Source organism: Aromatoleum aromaticum EbN1, assembly GCF_000025965.1.
In the GTDB taxonomy this organism is placed as follows: Bacteria; Pseudomonadota; Gammaproteobacteria; order Burkholderiales; family Rhodocyclaceae; genus Aromatoleum; species Aromatoleum aromaticum.
The window spans coordinates 3,772,334-3,788,387 of the sequence record NC_006513.1 but is presented as its reverse complement, the minus strand read 5'-3'; the positions used below and the strand labels follow the sequence as shown (position 1 = coordinate 3,788,387).

Genomic DNA, 16,054 nt, shown 5'->3' with positions numbered 1-16,054 from the left:
CTCGCCGGCGGCGGTGAAGCGTTCACAACGGGAATGAAGATGGACAGCGAATTGCAGATCGGATTGGCCGCGCTCGGCATCACGGCAGTCGTGGGCATCATCGCGTACAACAAGTGGCAGGAACGCAAGCATCGGCGGCAGGCGGAGCAGGCCTTCAAGTCCGAGCACCGCGACGTGCTGCTCGAACCGCAAGAGGCCCCGCAGGGCGAACGCGTCGAACCCTGGACGACCGAGTTTCCCTCCCCGGACGCGAATCCCGCTCCGGCGTCGATTCCCCATCCGGCCGCCCATGGCCCGGTAGGGAGGGTGACGCCCGGATTGCCGCCCGCGATCGATCCGCGCATCGACTGCGTGATCCGCATCGAATCGATCGAACTGCTCCATGCTCCGCGCCTGTGGACGGCGCAAAGCGAACAGTTGCAGGGGATCTCGAAGCCGGTGCGCTGGTTCGCCTTCGACGACGCCGAAAACCTGTGGCGCCCGCTGACCGCCCATTCTGCCGGCTCGTTCCACTGGTTCTGCGCCGCGATGCAGCTCGTCGACCGGCACGGGGCGATCGGCGAAAACGACTTCATGCATTTTTCCGGCGGCGTGCAGCGCGTCGCGGAGCAATTCCTCGCAGTGCCGACCGATCTGCCGACGCGCGCCGAAGCGCTGCGCAATGCCGCTGACCTCGATCAGTTCTGCGCCGGCGTCGACGTCCAGATCGGCGTCAACATCATCAGCCACAACCAGCCTTTCGCCGGCACGAAGATCCGCGCGCTGGCCGAAGCGAGCGGCATGACGATCGGTGACGACGGCGCGTTCCACGCCCGCGACGAAAGCGGCCATACGCTGTTCACGTTGTGCAACATGGAGCCCGCGCTCTTTGCCGCTGATGAGATGCGCAACCTGATGACGAACGGCCTGACGTTCGTCATCGACGTGCCGCGCGTCGCCAACGGCGTCGTCGTGTTCGACCACATGATGCAGCAGGCGAACCATATGGCCGACGCGCTGCAGGGCAATGTCGTCGATGACAATCGCGCACCGTTCGGCCCGGACGCGGCGCTGCTGATCCGTTCGCAAATCCAGCAGTTCCAGGCGCAGATGGCCGATTCCGAAGTCCCCGCTGGCAGCCCATTGGCATTGCGCCTGTTCTCCGCCTGATGTCCGCTTCGCCTGAAGACTTCGAGCGCGCCGCACAACTGCGGCGGGAGCTCGAAGCGCACGATCACGCGTACTACGTCCTCGACGCGCCAACGGTTCCCGATGCGGAATACGACCGCCTGTTCCGCGAACTCGACGCGCTGGAACGCCGGCACCCCGAGCTGCTCGTGCCCGATTCGCCGACCCGGCGCGTCGGCGGGGCACCGGTGCCCGGGCTCGTGCCGGTGCGCCACGCGGTGCCGATGCTGTCGATCCGCACCGAAACCGACACCACCAGCGGCGGCGTGATCGCGTTCGACACGCGCGTGCGCAACGCGCTCGAACTCGGCCCGCACGCGCCGCCGGTCGAATACCTCGGCGAGCTCAAGTTCGACGGCCTCGCGATCAGCCTGCGCTACGAAAACGGCATGCTGGTGCGCGCGGCCACGCGCGGCGACGGTTACACCGGCGAGGACGTCACACACAGCGTGCGCACGATCCGGCAGATCCCGTTGCGGCTCCCCGGCCGGCCACCGGCGCTGATCGAGGTGCGCGGCGAGATCTACATGCGGCGCGATGCGTTCGAACGGCTCAATGCGCGGCAGAGCGAAACCGGCGGCAAGGTGTTCGTCAACCCGCGCAACGCGGCGGCCGGCGCCGTGCGCCAGCTCGACGCGCGCATCGCCGCGCGGCGACCGCTGTCGTTCTTCGCGTACGGATTCGGCGAGATTGGCGAGAGCGGCGGCTGGAACATGCCAGCGACGCAGGGCGAGATGCTCGACGCGCTCGATGCGCTCGGCATTCCGGTATGCGAGCACCGCGTCGTCGCGTCCGGGCCGGACGGGCTGATCGCGTTCCACGACCGCATCGCCGCGGCGCGGGACAGCCTGCCCTACGACATCGACGGCGTCGTCTACAAGGTCAATCGCTTCGACCTGCAGCGCCGCCTCGGTTTCGTCACGCGCGAACCGCGCTGGGCGGTCGCGCACAAGTACCCGGCGCAGGAAGAGATCACCGAGCTCGTCGATATCGAGATCCAGGTCGGGCGCACCGGCGCGCTGACTCCGGTCGCACGGCTGAAGCCGGTCTTTGTCGGCGGCGTGACGGTGACGAACGCGACGCTGCACAACGAAGAGGAAATCCAGCGCAAGGGGCTGCTGATCGGCGACCAGGTCATCGTGCGCCGCGCGGGGGACGTCATTCCGCAGATCGTCGCGCCGGTCGTCGAGCGCCGCAACGGCAGCGAACGCCCGTTCGTGATGCCGCAGACGTGCCCGGTGTGCGGCTCGCACGCCGAGAAGCAACCCGACGAGGCAGTGACGCGCTGCTCGGGGGGGCTTTTCTGCCCAGCGCAGCGCAAGCAGGCGCTGCTGCATTTCGCCGGCCGCCGCGCGATGGACATCGAGGGGCTCGGCGACAAGCTCGTCGACCAGCTCGTCGACGGCGGCATCGTCAGCACACCGGCGGATCTGTACCGGCTCGGGCTGGTGAAGCTTGCGAACCTGCCGCGGATGGCGGACAAATCGGCGGCGAACCTCCTCGCGGCGATCGAGAAGAGCCGCCATGCAACGCTGGCACGCTTCATCTTCGCGCTCGGCATCCGCAACGTCGGCGAGGCGACGGCGAGAGAGCTCGCGCGGCACTTCGGTTCGCTCGACGCGCTGATGGATGCCGATATCGAGCGCCTGCAGCAGGTCGCGGATGTCGGGCCGATCGTCGCGCACAGCATCGCCGGATTCTTCGCCGAAATGCACAACCGCGAAGTCATCGAGCAGTTGCGCGCGGCCGGCGTGCACTGGGACGAAGGTGTGCCCGCAGTCGCCGCTGACGGCCCCGCGAGCGGCAAGACTTTCGTGCTCACCGGCGCGTTGCCGACGATGAGCCGCGACGACGCGAAGGCGCTGATCGAGTCGCATGGCGGAAAAGTCAGCGGCTCGGTGTCGAAGAAGACCGATTACGTGGTCGCCGGCGCCGAAGCCGGCTCGAAGCTCGCGAAAGCGCAGGAACTCGGCGTGGCAATCCTCGACGAAGACGGCCTGCGCCGCCTGCTCGAACAGCCCGCCTGACCTACCCGATGCCTGCACCGAATCATTCAAAATGGAGAGTCACAGCATGAAGAAAGTCACGAAAGCAGTATTTCCGGTAGCCGGCATGGGCACGCGCTTTTTGCCGGCGACCAAGGCGAGCCCGAAGGAGATGCTGCCGATCGTCGACAAGCCGCTGATCCAGTACGCGGTCGAGGAAGCCGTCGCGGCCGGGATTACCGACATGATCTTCATCACCGGGCGCACCAAGCGCTCGATCGAGGATCACTTCGACAAGGCCTACGAGCTCGAAACCGAGCTCGAAGCCCGCGGCAAGAAGGAAATGCTCGCGCTGGTGCAGCGCACCGTGCCGAAAGGCGTGAACTGCATCTACATCCGCCAGTCGGAAGCGCTCGGGCTCGGCCACGCAGTGCTGTGCGCCGCGCCGGTCATCGGCGACGAAGCGTTCGCGGTGATCCTCGCCGACGACCTGCTCGACAACCCGGACTCTGCCTCGATCATGGAGCAGATGGTCGGCGTCTATAACTACAACCGCTGTTCGGTGCTCGGTACGATGAACGTGCCGCGTGAAGAGACGCGCCAGTACGGCATCGTCAGCACCGAAGCGCAGCAGGGTGACGTGCAGCGGGTGACCGGGATCATCGAGAAACCCAAGCCCGAAGATGCTCCGACGACGCAAGCGGTCGTCGGTCGCTACATCCTGACGCCGCGCATCTTCGACCACATCCGCGCGCTGCAGCCGGGCGCGGGTGGCGAATATCAGCTGACTGACGCGATCGCCGCGTTGCTGAAGGACGAGGCGGTGTTGTCGTACCAGTTCAAGGGCGTGCGCTACGACTGCGGCTCAAAGCTGGGCTACCTGAAAGCGACCATCGAACTCGGCCTGCGCCATCCCGAAATCGGCGAAGAGTTTGCGGCGTATCTGGCCGAACGAAGCTGATTTCCGCTGTGCCGGCCCGGTAGCGCCGCTGCGGGCAGATTTCAGGATTTCGCAGACAAAAAAAGCGCTGTCGAAGCAGCGCTTTTTTGTCGCCCGGCGGCATCCCGCGCGGGATGAGCGTCAGGCGTTTTCAGCTTTTGCCGCGCGTTTGCGCTCGTTCTCGGTCAGGTAACGCTTGCGCAGCCGAATCGACTTCGGCGTGATCTCGACGAGCTCGTCGTCGGCAATGAATTCGATCGCGGACTCGAGCGTTAACTGGATCGGCGGGATCAGCCGCACGGCTTCGTCGGTACCCGACGAGCGCACGTTGGTAAGCTGCTTGCCCTTGATCGGATTGACGACGAGATCGTTGTCGCGCGAATGCACGCCGATGATGATGCCTTCGTACACGGGATCGTTGTGCGTGAGGAACATCCGGCCGCGATCCTGCAGCTTCCACAGCGCATAGGCGACCGCGTGGCCGTTGTCCTGCGAGATCAGCACGCCGTTGCGCCGCTCGCCCATCGGCCCCGCCATCGGGCCGTAGCCGTCGAAGACGTGGCTCGCGAGGCCGATACCGCGCGTCAGCGTCAGGAACTCGCCCTGGAAGCCGATCAGACCGCGCGCCGGGATGCGGTATTCGAGACGCACACGGCCCTTGCTGTCGGACTGCATGTCCTGCAGTTCACCGCGGCGGCGGCCGAGTTCTTCCATGACGCCGCCTTGATGCTCTTCCTCGACGTCGACGGTCAGCATCTCGTACGGCTCGCACTTGACGCCATCGACCTCGCGGAACACCACGCGCGGACGGCCGACCGCGAGTTCGAAGCCTTCGCGGCGCATGTTCTCGAGCAGGATGGTCAGATGCAGTTCGCCGCGGCCCGACACCAGGAACACGTCCGAGTCGTTGGTGTATTCGACGCGCAGCGCGACGTTCTTCAGCAGCTCGCGTTCGAGCCGCTCGCGGATCTGGCGGCTTGTGACGAACTTCCCTTCACGCCCGGCCAGGGGCGACGAGTTGACCATGAAGTTCATCGTCAGCGTCGGTTCATCGACCGCGATCGGCTCCATGCCTTCGAGTTTCTCGGGATCGCACAGCGTGACGCCGATATTGACCTGATCGACGCCCGACACCAGCACGATGTCGCCGGCTTCGGCCGATTCCGTCTGCGTGCGCTCGAGGCCCTCGAAGGTCAGCACCTGGCCGATCTTGGCCTTGCCGCGATTTTCGTCACCGTACATCACGACGACTTCCTGGTTCGGACGGATGCGGCCGCGCTTGATGCGGCCGATACCGAGCTGGCCGATGTAGGTCGAATAGTCGAGCGAGCAGACCTGCAGCTGCAGTGGGCCGTCGGAATCGACTTCAGGCTGGGGCACATGCTCCAGGATCGCTTCGTACAGCGGCTTCATGTCGGTGCTCGGCTTCGCGAGGTCGAGCATCGCGAAGCCGTTCAGGCCCGACGCATACACGACCGGGAAGTCGAGCTGCTCTTCGGTCGCGCCGAGCTTGTCGAAAAGGTCGAACGTGTGGTTGATGACCCAGTCGGGGCGGGCGCCCGGACGGTCGATCTTGTTGATCACGACGATCGGCTTCAGGCCGAGCGCGAGCGCCTTGCGCGTGACGAAGCGCGTCTGCGGCATCGGGCCTTCGACCGCGTCGACGAGCAGCAGCACGCCGTCGACCATCGACAATACGCGCTCGACTTCGCCACCGAAATCCGCGTGTCCCGGCGTGTCGACGATGTTGATGTGAGTATCGCCATACTGGATCGCGCAGTTTTTCGACAGGATCGTGATGCCGCGCTCCTTCTCCAGATCGTTCGAGTCCATCACCCGTTCGGAAACCTGCTGGTTCTCGCGAAAGGTGCCGGATTGGCGCAGGAGCTGGTCGACGAGCGTGGTCTTGCCGTGGTCGACGTGGGCAATGATGGCGATGTTGCGGATGGAGCGGGACATTTGGGTCCAGAAGTCTTTGAAAAAGTTTTTAATTTTAGCACGGCCGCCGCATTGCAGCATCGCGCCCTTCACTCTTTTCGTGCCGACCAGGGAGCGAGGGGACCGTGGGGCCCATGCTAGAATCGGCGCCGTTTTTCTGGAGACCGACCCGATGCTCGCAATCATTGGCGGTAGCGGACTCACGCAGCTTTCGACGCTCGAGATCGCCCGCCGCGAAGTGGTACGCACCCCTTACGGAGAACCGTCCGGAGCACTGTTGTTCGGCCGCTTGCGCGAACGGGCGGTGGTCTTTCTCGCACGCCATGGCTACGGACATACGATCCCGCCGCATCTGGTCAATTACCGCGCAAACCTGTGGGCGCTGAAGCATGTCAAGGCCACGGCCCTCATCTCGGTGGCCTCGGTCGGCGGCATCCGCGACGATTTCGGCCCCGGCGCACTGGTCGTGCCTCACCAGATCATCGATTACACGTGGGGGCGCAAGAGTACGTTCTTCGAAGGTGGCGACGAGGGCGTGCATCACATCGATTTCACCCATCCGTACGACGAGCCGTTGCGCCAGCGGATTCTCGCGGCGGGCATGGCGACGGGGGAACACATCGTCAATGGCGCTGTGTACGCTGCGACGCAGGGGCCGCGCCTCGAGACGGCCGCGGAGGTCGACCGGCTCGAGCGCGATGGCGCGGAACTCGTCGGCATGACCGGGATGCCCGAAGCCGCACTCGCCCGCGAAATCGGTCTGCCCTATGCCGCGATCAATGTCATCGCGAACTACGCCGCCGGGCGCGGCGCGAGCGAAAAAGGCATTCTCTTCGACAGCATCGAAGTAGTGCTGCAGGATGCGATGGTGCGCGTGCGACGCGTCCTCGAGGAAGTCTGCAAGTCCTGACGAGGGTTCGTGCCTCTGTGGGCGCGCCGGCATCGTCCGAGCTTACCAATAGAAGGTCAGCGATCGCTGGCCGGTGCGCGCAACGCTGGCGCGTCGGGTTTGCTCGCGGCCGTTGGCCATCGCCGTGACACGGTAGTTGCCGGGGGGCAGTTTGGCCAGCATGAGCGGACCGTCGGCTCTCGCCTCGAGAACCTTGCGGCCCGTCGAATCGGCAATCGCGATGTTGACGTCGGCAAGATAATCACCTGACTTTTCGGCGAAAACGAGTTTGAGGTTGAAGTCCTGCGCGGATGCGAGGAGTTGGTTGCGCTCTTCCTCGCCGACGCCGCCGGTGATGTAGCGCACACCCTCGAATTCCCGCACATCGAGTACCGGACCCGCTTCCTGCGCCATTGCGGCGCCGCCCCACAACCCGGCGGCGAGAACCAGCAGACCGGCGGCGATGTTGTGTTTGTTCATCGGGATACCTCCTGTGTGGAAATCGCCCGAACGACGCGGTTCGCCGCCCGGGACGACCGAGCACGCCGGCCGCGACGGAAACCGGGTGCAGTTCAGCACCCCGCCGGCAGGGCAACCGCCCGCGCCTTCATGCGACTGGCCGATCGAAGGCGAGTTCCGGTCGCCCCGATCTCGAATTCGCATGCACGACGTTGCCCGCGGCCTTCCAGGCTCACGGCCGCTGGTACGTTCCGACAAGTTCCGCCTCGGCAAGAATGTGGCCCTGCATCGCGTGTTCCAATTCGGCCTTCGTCGGTGCACCAAGAGGGGCGAGGACGACGTCGAGGGCGTAGAGCTTGTGGAAGTAACGGTGTCGGCCGATCGGCGGGCAAGGGCCGCCATAGCCCGTGCGCTTCCAGTCGTTCGTCCCTTCTCGCGTGCCGAGCGGCAGGTCGGCCATGGCGACGGCTTCGGGCAGAGCGGCCGTCGTCGGCGGGATGTTGTACAGCACCCAATGCACCCACGTCCGCTGCGGGGCGGCCGGGTCCGGCGCGTCAGGGTCATCGACGATCAGCGCGAGGCTGCGAGTGTTTTCCGGGATGCCGGACCAGCCCAGGGGAGGGGACACGTCGCGCCCGTCGCACGTGTAGGTCGCGGGAACCGCTCCGCCATGGGCAAATGCCGTGGAACTCAGAGTCAGGCTCATGTTCGTTGCTCCGGTTGTCAGTTACGGGGACCTGGCTTGCGCCTCGCCTGCCAAAGGTGGTCTGCTGCGTCGGGAGATTGGTGATGCCGATCCCAGGTACGCACAGCGCACCCGGGGCGCTACCTTGCAGGAGCGAGCTTCCGGTTCATCGACGCTCTTACTGTAGACCGTCGTCCGAGTCCTGCCCGTGCGAGCGGGCATTGCCGTTGCGTGACCGGTTGCCACGATCGAATTTTTCGCACAGAACTGCGTCCCGCTGAACTTCGGGGAAGCCGGCGAGCGCTCCGGATTCGTGATATTACTCACGCCGGCCTGCAGGCGCGGCTGTCTCCGCGCCTGTGCGGACCACTACTCGAGGACCTGGGGGAACTGGAATGGGAACTTCTGCCGACGAGTTGAACGCGCTGCGTGTCGCGACCGGCGCTGCGGGCGGAAGCGTCCCGCCGCTCGATGTCGCCCGGCTGCGCGCCGACTTCCCGATCCTCACCCGCGAGGTCAATGGCAGGCCGCTCGTCTATCTCGACAACGCGGCGACGAGCCAGAAACCGCGTTGCGTGATCGACGCGCAAGCGCATTACTACGCCGCACTCAACGCGAACGTGCACCGCGGCGTGCATCGCCTGAGCCAGGAGGCGACCGACGCTTTCGAGGCCGTGCGCGACACGGTGCAGCGCTTCGTGAACGCCACGCACCGCGAGGAGATCGTCTTCGTGCGCGGCACAACCGAAGCGATCAACCTCGTCGCGAACAGTTTCGGCGGACGTTTCCGCCCGGGCGACGAGATCCTCGTCACCGCCATGGAGCACCACTCGAACATCGTGCCGTGGCAACTCGCGTGCGAACGGAGCGGCGCGGTGCTGAAAGTCGCGCCCGTCAATGACGAGGGTGAACTGCTCGTCGCGGAGTTCGAGCATCTGCTCGGGAACCGCACGCGGATCGTCGCACTGGCGCATGTGTCGAACGCGCTCGGCACGATCAACCCGGTGCGCGAGTTCATCGACATGGCGCACGCGCGCGGCGTGCCGGTGCTGCTCGACGGCGCGCAGGCGGTGCCGCACGGTGCGGTCGACGTGCAGGCGCTCGACTGCGACTTCTACGCGTTCTCGGCGCACAAGCTCTATGGGCCGACCGGCATCGGCGTGCTGTACGGCAAGGCTGCGCTGCTCGACGCGATGCCGCCGTGGCAGGGCGGCGGCGACATGATCCGGCAGGTGAGCTTTGCGGGCACCACATACAACGAGCTGCCGTACAAGTTCGAAGCGGGCACGCCGGACATCGCCGGCGCGGTCGCGCTCGGCGCGGCGATCCGCTACGTCGAGGAAACCGGAATCGCCGCGATCGCCGCGCACGAGGACGCGCTGCTCGAGCACGCGACCCGGCAGGCGCACGCGACCCCGGGCCTGCGCCTCGTCGGCACCGCGCGCAACAAGGCGGCGATCCTGTCGTTCGTGTTCGACGACATCCATGCGCACGATGTCGGCACGATCCTCGATCATGAAGGGGTGGCAGTCCGCGCCGGGCACCACTGCGCGATGCCGCTGATGGAACGCTTCGGCTTGCCGTCGACGGTGCGCGCGTCGTTCGCGATGTACAACACGCACGACGAGGTCGACGCGCTGTTTGCCGCATTGCGCCGCGTGCGGGAGGTGTTCGATGGGTGAGCTGCGCGACCTGTACCGGGAAGTGATCCTCGATAGCGGGCGGCGTCCGCACAATTTCGGTCGGCTGCCGGACGCGGACCGGCACGGCGAAAGCTTCAACCCCTGTCCCGCAACCGCATCAGGCTGCAACTGAAAACACGCGCTCGCCGCGGAACTTCCCGCCGCGCATCGCCCGGACCCGTGCACTTCGTCGCCCCCCGGCAGGGGATGGCCCGCGGCAGTTAGTCCGGGTATCCTCGCCCCGTCCTTCCGTTTCTCTTGCAGGAGCTCACAGTGCCAGGCTTGTTGCGCCATCCCGACCCGGACGGGTTGCTCGAATATTCGGTGGTCTATACCGACCGCTCGCTCAATCACATGTCGCGGGCCTTCCAGGGTGTCATGAACGACATCTCGCGCATGCTCAAGGAAGTCTACAACGCGAAATCCGCGATCGTCGTCCCCGGCAGCGGCACGTTCGGCATGGAAGCGGTCGCCCGCCAGTTCGCCACCGGCCGCAAGTGCCTCGTCATCCGCAACGGCTGGTTCAGCTATCGCTGGACGCAGATCTTCGACATGGGGAACATCCCCGCCGAATCGATCGTCCTGAAGGCGCGCCCCGTCGAGGACGGACCGCAGGCCGCGTTTGCACCGGCTCCCGTCGAGGAAGTCGTCCGGACGATACGGGAGCAGAAGCCCGACGTGGTCTTCGCCCCGCACGTCGAGACCTCCAGCGGCATGATGCTGCCCGACGCCTACCTGCGGGCGGTCGCCGACGCGGTTCATTCGGTCGGCGGCCTGTTCGTGCTCGACTGCATCGCGTCCGGCACGATCTGGGTGGACATGCAGGCTCTTGGCATCGACGTCCTGATCAGCGCCCCGCAGAAAGGCTGGAGCGGTTCGCCGTGCTGCGCGCTCGTGATGCTGGGCGAAGGCGCCCGCGCGAAAATCGAGACCACCACGAGCACCAGCTTTGCGTGCGACCTGCGCAAGTGGCTGCAGATCATGGAGGCCTACGAGAACGGCGGCCACATGTATCACGCCACGATGCCGACCGACGCGCTGACGACGCTGCGCGACGTGATGAAGGAGACCCGCGACTACGGCTTCGACAAGGTGCGCGGCGAACAGCAGGAACTGGGCGACAGTGTACGTGCGCTGCTGACCCGCAAAGGTTTCAAGAGCGTCGCCGCCGAAGGGTTCCAGGCGCCCGGCGTGGTCGTCAGCTACACCAGCAACCCGGAAATCCAGTCCGGCCGGGCATTGTCCGTACAGGGCCTGCAGATCGCCGCCGGAGTGCCGCTGCAGTGCGACGAACCGGCGGACTTCCGCACGTTCCGCATCGGTCTCTTTGGCCTGGACAAGCTGCACGACGTCGAGCGCACCGTCCGGTACCTCGACGCGGCGCTGAACCGCGCAGGCTGACCGGCCTCGGCCCCGACGGCACGCTGGTCATGCCGTCGTGGACCGGCAGCGACGACGAACCCTTCAATCCGAAGCGCCCCCCGGCGACGTTCGATCGGGGCATCGTGCCGGAGACCCTTCTGGCGGCTGCCTGGCTATCAGGACGAGCCGTCCTCCGGCTTCTTCGCTTCCTCGGCGGGCTCCAGGTCCCAGTCGCCGTAGGTGTACCAGTCGTCGCCGAGCATCTCCGACGGGTGCATCGTCCGCCCGGAGCCGTTCCCGCACGCAAGCGAATCCGTCGGGCAATACTTGTCGCAACCCCAGCAGATGCGCTCGGGATGTTTGGGATGCAGGGGGAATTTCTTTGCCATGGTCGGGGCAGATGGACGGGCAGGGCGGGATATGGCGAGCAAGATACTCGGCCAAGCGGACAAGTACTTGAGTGACGTCAAGAAAGGCGGCACTGGCGGCCCTCCGGTAGCCCGGGCAGTGCGCCCCGCAGTGACTTTGTGCCGTTCAAACTCGGTCCCGGCTATGTATCATTCATCCCGTTTCCACAAAAAATGATGTCGGACGGGTGAGTGATTCATCCTGATGGCGTGCCGGAGGTGCGTGCAGGAATGGGTCGACGTCGCTACAGAAGAAAGACCGAGGGTCTCCTCGACATCGCGGTACGGTCGGACTGGAAGATCTCCGCAGGGCTCGCCGCGGCGAGCGTTTTCGGGGGCGCCATGCTTGTTCCGGCGTTCCTCGCCGGCAGCCCGGCCCTTCTCCCCATCGGCACGGTGTTCACCCAGCTCGCCTGGCTGGTCGCCTTCATCTTCGCCTTCATCGCGGTCATCCGCTTCGTCAAGCAGGCGCCGGCGCTGGGTGCCGCCAGCCCGTTACAGCGATCGGCAAGCAGGCCGCGCAGTGCCGGCGCAGAGCGCCCATACGCCAGGCGGCGCGAACCCCCCGAGCCCGCCGAGCCCGACCCAACGGCAGCGACACCTTCCCCGCAGGACGGCGCCTGGATCCCGTCGATCGCCTCCGGCGCGCCACTTCGTCCGCCGCGCCCCGACGCCTGGTCGCTCGACGTGCTCGACCGCGTCGAATGGAAGCGCTTCGAAGACCTCTGCTGCGCCTTCTACCGCGAAAAAGGCATCCGCGCCGAAACCACCCGCCTCGGCGCCGACGGCGGCATCGACATCCACCTTTTCCAGGACGACACCGACCCCACCCGCGCCACCGCCATCGTCCAGTGCAAGGCCTGGAACAAGCCGGTCGGCGTCAAGGAAGTGCGCGAACTGCGCGGCGTGATGGCCCACGAGAAGGTCGACAAGGCCTTCTTCATGGCCCCCAACGGCTACACCGACGACGCCCGCGCCTTCGCCACCGAAAACCACATCACCCTGCTCGACGGCAAGCTCTTCCTCGCCATGCTGCAGCGCCTGCCGGAGGACGCGAGCAGGCGGCTGCTGGAGTTTGTGACCGAAGGGGACTGGACGACGCCGACGTGTCCGAGTTGCGGGGTGAAAATGATGACGCGGGATAACAAGCGGGGGACGTTCTGGGCGTGTCCTGCTTACCCAAAGTGTAAAGGCAAGCTGCCGATGCGTGCATCCGCAAGGCGATGATGGGCATGAACGCAAGACGAGATTGGCCCTCCGCACCTCATTCGGCCTTGCCGCAGTCGTGGCGCTCATCGCCGCCGCCAGCTCGACCCCGGTGAAGGCACTCCACTACATCAGTTACGCGATGCGATCTGTTTTGTGAAGCATAATGCCAAACGCCCTAGCCCAATTTCATGTAGGGCAAAACTCAGATCAACTAGAAAATACACCGTAGCCGGCGAACATAAAATTGACATGCTTTAGTGAGCACGTGCATCAAAAAACCACCTCAAGACGGGCCGATGCCACTCCCCATGCAGCTTCTCTGATCGAGGGACTGAGGGATATTGGATACTCGCTAGAGACCGCCATATCCGACATCATCGATAACTCCGTCACAGCGGGTGCAAGGCAGATTCGTATCATCACCGAAGCATGCATCGACGAACCCCTGATCGCGATCGTGGATGACGGCGAAGGGATGGCCGAAGACGAGCTCATTGCCGCCATGCGCCCGGGGAGCCGGAATCCTCTTGCAACACGTGATGAGCCCGACCTCGGAAGGTTCGGACTTGGTTTGAAGAGTGCGAGTTTCTCGCAATGCCGACGACTGACAGTCGTGTCTCGGAAAGACGGCAAGACTTCCGCCGCGGTCTGGGATCTCGATGACGTTGCGGAGCGGAACGAATGGGCGGTGCAGCTGCCTGATGACGTTACGGGAATTCCGGGGGTGGACCAGCTTGGCGCTACGGGTACGTTGGTTCTGTGGCAAAAGCTCGATCGATTGACTGGGGGCGTTTCGCACAGCACTGCCAAGCGTGCAGAAATCATCAACAGGAGAATTGCCGAAACCGAACGACATCTACGTCTGGTTTTTCACCGCTTCACAGAGGATACGAAGTTGCTCCGTATCCTATTGAACGGTCGTCCGCTTCGGCCACTCGATCCCTTTGCCCGAAAAAATCCTGCGACCATTTCCGACCCTGAAGAAAAGCTGACTCTGATCCGCGGTGAAGTGGAAATCCAGAGTTTCACGCTTCCTCACCACAAGCAGATGAGCAAGGCCGACTGGGATGATATTGCCGGCCCTGAGGGCCATCTGAAATCGCAGGGGTTCTATCTGTACCGAGGTAGGCGCCTTATCCTTTACGGAACGTGGTTTGGGCTCTGCCGACAGTCCGAGCTAACCAAGCTTTCCCGGGTCAGGATCGATATTCCGAACAGCATGGACGCCGACTGGAAGATCGACGTCAAGAAGTCCTCCGCCCAGCTGCCTCCTGTCGTCCGTGACCGCCTCAGGAAAGTGATCGAACGCATTCAGGACGGCTCGAAGCGGACCTATCTCAAGCGCGGGCAGAAGCTTGTCGACCACGAGCGGCTGCCTATGTGGAATCGCGTTCAGGCTGACGGACAGATCCGGTATCGGCCGAACATCGGGCATCCCGCATTCTCGGATTTTGCCGAGAGGCTGCCACCCGACCTACGGCGCGGTTTTTTCAACTGTATCGCCCTCGTAGGTGCTTCGCTACCCATCGAAGCCCTGCATGCCGACATGGCCGGCACAGCCGAGCAGATTGTTCCCGACCGCATCGATGAGGACACGCTGGCCCAGGCCGTGCAGGCGACGCTGTCCGTCCTCCTGGGGGCTCGGAAAGACATCAAGGAAATCATCTCGCTGATGAAGGACGTCGATCCCTTCCGTTCGGCTTGGGAGGACACTCAGCGCATCATCGCAGCAACGATAGAGACGAAGGAAGACAAGTGACTCCCCTCCTGAGCAGCCTCGAGGGCATGACAGCGATGTATATGGCGTCGCAACAAGGACCTCACACGGCCCAGTCGATCCGGGACATCATCGGGCAATTGCGCAACACGCCGATGTTCGCAGGAAAGGTCATGTCGTTATACACAACTCAGGCCGCCTCATCGCGTAGCGCCTGTATGGTGGCGGCGGCATCCATGACGCGCTGCAAGCCCAGCCAGATGGTCTTCACACCCGGCTCGCCGTCGCCCTTGCGCGCCAGGAAGCCGCCGAGGGTGGCGATCAGGCGCAGCACTTCGTTGATGGTGGGCGGGGTGGCGGGCGGTTTCTTCTTCGTGAGCAGATACGCGCCGCGGATCTCGTCGGGGTCGAAGAAGAGCGTGGCATCCAGCTCGGGGCAGGTTCGGCCGGTGCGCATCAGATGCGCGATGCGCCAGGCGACGACCATGAACAACGCCAGCGCGCGCTCCAGGCGCTCGATGGCGGACAGTTGCAGCGCTTCGATCCGACAGCCGTTCTTGAGCACGTGAAAGAAAGTCTCGATCTCCCAGCGCGCCCGATACCAGTCGATCAGCTCGACCACGTCGGCAGCCGTCGCAGCTTCCCGGTTGGTGAGCAGGCGCCACTCCACGGGCTTGGTGCCGGCCGGCGCGCCGATCTCGCGCGCCACGATGCAGGTGGCCGATACCGTGCCCGCCTTGCCCGCAGGCAGGCTGACCCGTCGGGCCCACAGTTGCTGGCGCACCTCGCGCGCCTTCTGGCCGTGGCGCGAGCCCATCGTGAACACGATCTCGCCCAGCGGCTCGCCTGCGCAGGTGTGCGACCACAGCTTCGCGCCCTCTGGCAAGCAACGGTTGTGCTTGGCCCGCACCAGCCAGTCGGCCGGCGTGCCCAGCGTCTGGGCGCGCAGCATCATTTCCATCAGATCCGCTTCGCGGTCGGCTACATACACCAGGCGGGTGGTCGCCATCCCCGTGGCCAACTCCGCGACCCGCTCGTAGCCTTCGGGCCAGCGCGCGCTCTCCTTGATGCTGGTGCGCTCGCCTGGTTCATCGACATCCTCGCGCGCCCACATCCACGCATCGAGCACGCCCAGCGGTTCGCGCTCGGGCGTCACCGCATAGGTCGGGTGCAGGTACATGCCGCGGCGCGCCTCGTAGTTCAGCCGCCCCAGACCCGCGATGCCCTGCCCGTTGAAGTCCAGCTCGGTCGTGTCCTGCAGGCACAACACCACCGGATGGGCACGCATGCGGCTGCGGGTGCGCTCCCAATGCGGCGCCAGGATCGCCTGCCAGTCGACCTCGTCGTTGCCCAGGAAGCGGTACGCGCCAACCGTCTCGCCCCAGCCCCGGCACGCCATCGGAATGCCCGCCGTCGGCTTCGCCGACAACCGCTCCATCAGCACCTTCGCCCGCTTGTTCAGTCTCTCGTCGCCCAGCGCCATCCCCGCAAACTCCTCCACCACCCAGCTCTTCGTCGCCAACAGGTCACCCAAATTGCAAAAGTAGACGCGTTTTTATATGGGTTTACAAGCACTTCGTGTAAGTCATTGAAGGTCAACGATTATTCAGATCG

At 65.0% G+C, this 16,054-nt stretch carries 14 protein-coding genes; 9 read left to right on the top strand and 5 right to left on the bottom strand.

The genetic code is table 11. The features are described from left to right. The first annotated feature begins 39 nt into the window (after window positions 1–39). Genes EBN1_RS18090 through galU form a run of 3 tightly spaced genes read left to right on the top strand, consistent with a single transcriptional unit; the run spans window position 40 to window position 4,113 of the window. Complete coding sequence (locus EBN1_RS18090; RefSeq protein ID WP_011239425.1) at window positions 40–1,149, top strand: cell division protein ZipA; 1,110 nt, start codon at window positions 40–42, stop codon at window positions 1,147–1,149. Further along, window positions 1,149–3,194 carry an NAD-dependent DNA ligase LigA gene (gene ligA, locus EBN1_RS18085; protein ID WP_011239424.1) on the top strand — a complete coding sequence of 682 codons (2,046 nt, stop codon included), beginning with the start codon at window positions 1,149–1,151 and terminating at the stop codon, window positions 3,192–3,194. Before EBN1_RS18090 ends, ligA begins: the two co-directional genes overlap by 1 nt. A 46-nt stretch (window positions 3,195–3,240) precedes the next feature. Beyond that, window positions 3,241–4,113, top strand: coding sequence for a UTP--glucose-1-phosphate uridylyltransferase GalU (gene galU, locus EBN1_RS18080; RefSeq protein ID WP_011239423.1), 873 nt, complete (start codon window positions 3,241–3,243; stop codon window positions 4,111–4,113). 120 nt (window positions 4,114–4,233) lie between these two features. Here the strand turns inward: galU and typA are convergent, their stop codons facing one another. Further along, complete coding sequence (gene typA / locus EBN1_RS18075; RefSeq protein WP_011239422.1) at window positions 4,234–6,051, bottom strand: translational GTPase TypA; 1,818 nt, start codon at window positions 6,049–6,051, stop codon at window positions 4,234–4,236. Window positions 6,052–6,202: 151 nt separating this feature from the next. On the opposite strand from typA, the gene EBN1_RS18070 reads away from it, so the two are divergent. After that, window positions 6,203–6,940 carry an S-methyl-5'-thioinosine phosphorylase gene (locus EBN1_RS18070; RefSeq protein ID WP_011239421.1) on the top strand — a complete coding sequence of 246 codons (738 nt, stop codon included), beginning with the start codon at window positions 6,203–6,205 and terminating at the stop codon, window positions 6,938–6,940. A gap of 42 nt (window positions 6,941–6,982) precedes the next feature. Here the strand turns inward: EBN1_RS18070 and EBN1_RS18065 are convergent, their stop codons facing one another. Together EBN1_RS18065 and EBN1_RS18060 are read right to left on the bottom strand one after the other, a co-directional pair. After that, the gene (locus EBN1_RS18065; RefSeq protein ID WP_011239420.1) at window positions 6,983–7,399 is read right to left on the bottom strand and encodes a peptidase associated/transthyretin-like domain-containing protein; all 417 of its coding nucleotides are present in this window, start codon (window positions 7,397–7,399) and stop codon (window positions 6,983–6,985) included. 211 nt (window positions 7,400–7,610) lie between these two features. Further along, window positions 7,611–8,084, bottom strand: coding sequence for a YbhB/YbcL family Raf kinase inhibitor-like protein (locus EBN1_RS18060; protein WP_011239419.1), 474 nt, complete (start codon window positions 8,082–8,084; stop codon window positions 7,611–7,613). Window positions 8,085–8,458: 374 nt separating this feature from the next. Between EBN1_RS18060 and EBN1_RS18055 the strand changes: the two genes are divergently transcribed. The 3 genes from EBN1_RS18055 (at window position 8,459) to EBN1_RS18045 (ending at window position 11,146) form a co-directional block, all read left to right on the top strand. Then, window positions 8,459–9,745: a cysteine desulfurase gene (locus EBN1_RS18055; RefSeq protein WP_011239417.1), complete on the top strand. Its 1,287-nt coding sequence runs from the start codon at window positions 8,459–8,461 to the stop codon at window positions 9,743–9,745. Further along, on the top strand, window positions 9,738–9,878 hold the full coding sequence (locus EBN1_RS18050; protein WP_011239416.1) for an iron-sulfur cluster assembly scaffold protein: 141 nt from the start codon (window positions 9,738–9,740) through the stop codon (window positions 9,876–9,878). The genes EBN1_RS18055 and EBN1_RS18050 overlap by 8 nt, the downstream gene beginning before the upstream one ends. Window positions 9,879–10,018: 140 nt before the next feature. Next, window positions 10,019–11,146: an aminotransferase class V-fold PLP-dependent enzyme gene (locus tag EBN1_RS18045; RefSeq protein WP_041646573.1), complete on the top strand. Its 1,128-nt coding sequence runs from the start codon at window positions 10,019–10,021 to the stop codon at window positions 11,144–11,146. A gap of 137 nt (window positions 11,147–11,283) precedes the next feature. Here EBN1_RS18045 and EBN1_RS18040 read toward each other — a convergent pair whose 3' ends face one another. Then, window positions 11,284–11,496 carry a DUF3079 domain-containing protein gene (locus EBN1_RS18040; protein ID WP_041646572.1) on the bottom strand — a complete coding sequence of 71 codons (213 nt, stop codon included), beginning with the start codon at window positions 11,494–11,496 and terminating at the stop codon, window positions 11,284–11,286. 249 nt (window positions 11,497–11,745) lie between these two features. Here EBN1_RS18040 and EBN1_RS18035 point away from each other — a divergent pair, with 249 nt between their 5' ends. Both EBN1_RS18035 and EBN1_RS18030 read left to right on the top strand, forming a co-directional pair. After that, window positions 11,746–12,741, top strand: a complete 996-nt coding sequence (locus EBN1_RS18035; RefSeq protein WP_011239412.1) for a restriction endonuclease — start codon at window positions 11,746–11,748, stop codon at window positions 12,739–12,741. A gap of 226 nt (window positions 12,742–12,967) precedes the next feature. Next, window positions 12,968–14,482, top strand: a complete 1,515-nt coding sequence (locus tag EBN1_RS18030; protein WP_197531828.1) for an ATP-binding protein — start codon at window positions 12,968–12,970, stop codon at window positions 14,480–14,482. Between the two features lie 148 nt (window positions 14,483–14,630). On the opposite strand, the gene EBN1_RS18025 is transcribed toward EBN1_RS18030, so the two are convergent. After that, complete coding sequence (locus EBN1_RS18025; protein ID WP_083782911.1) at window positions 14,631–15,974, bottom strand: IS4-like element ISAzo5 family transposase; 1,344 nt, start codon at window positions 15,972–15,974, stop codon at window positions 14,631–14,633. Between the last annotated feature and the right edge of the window lie 80 nt (window positions 15,975–16,054).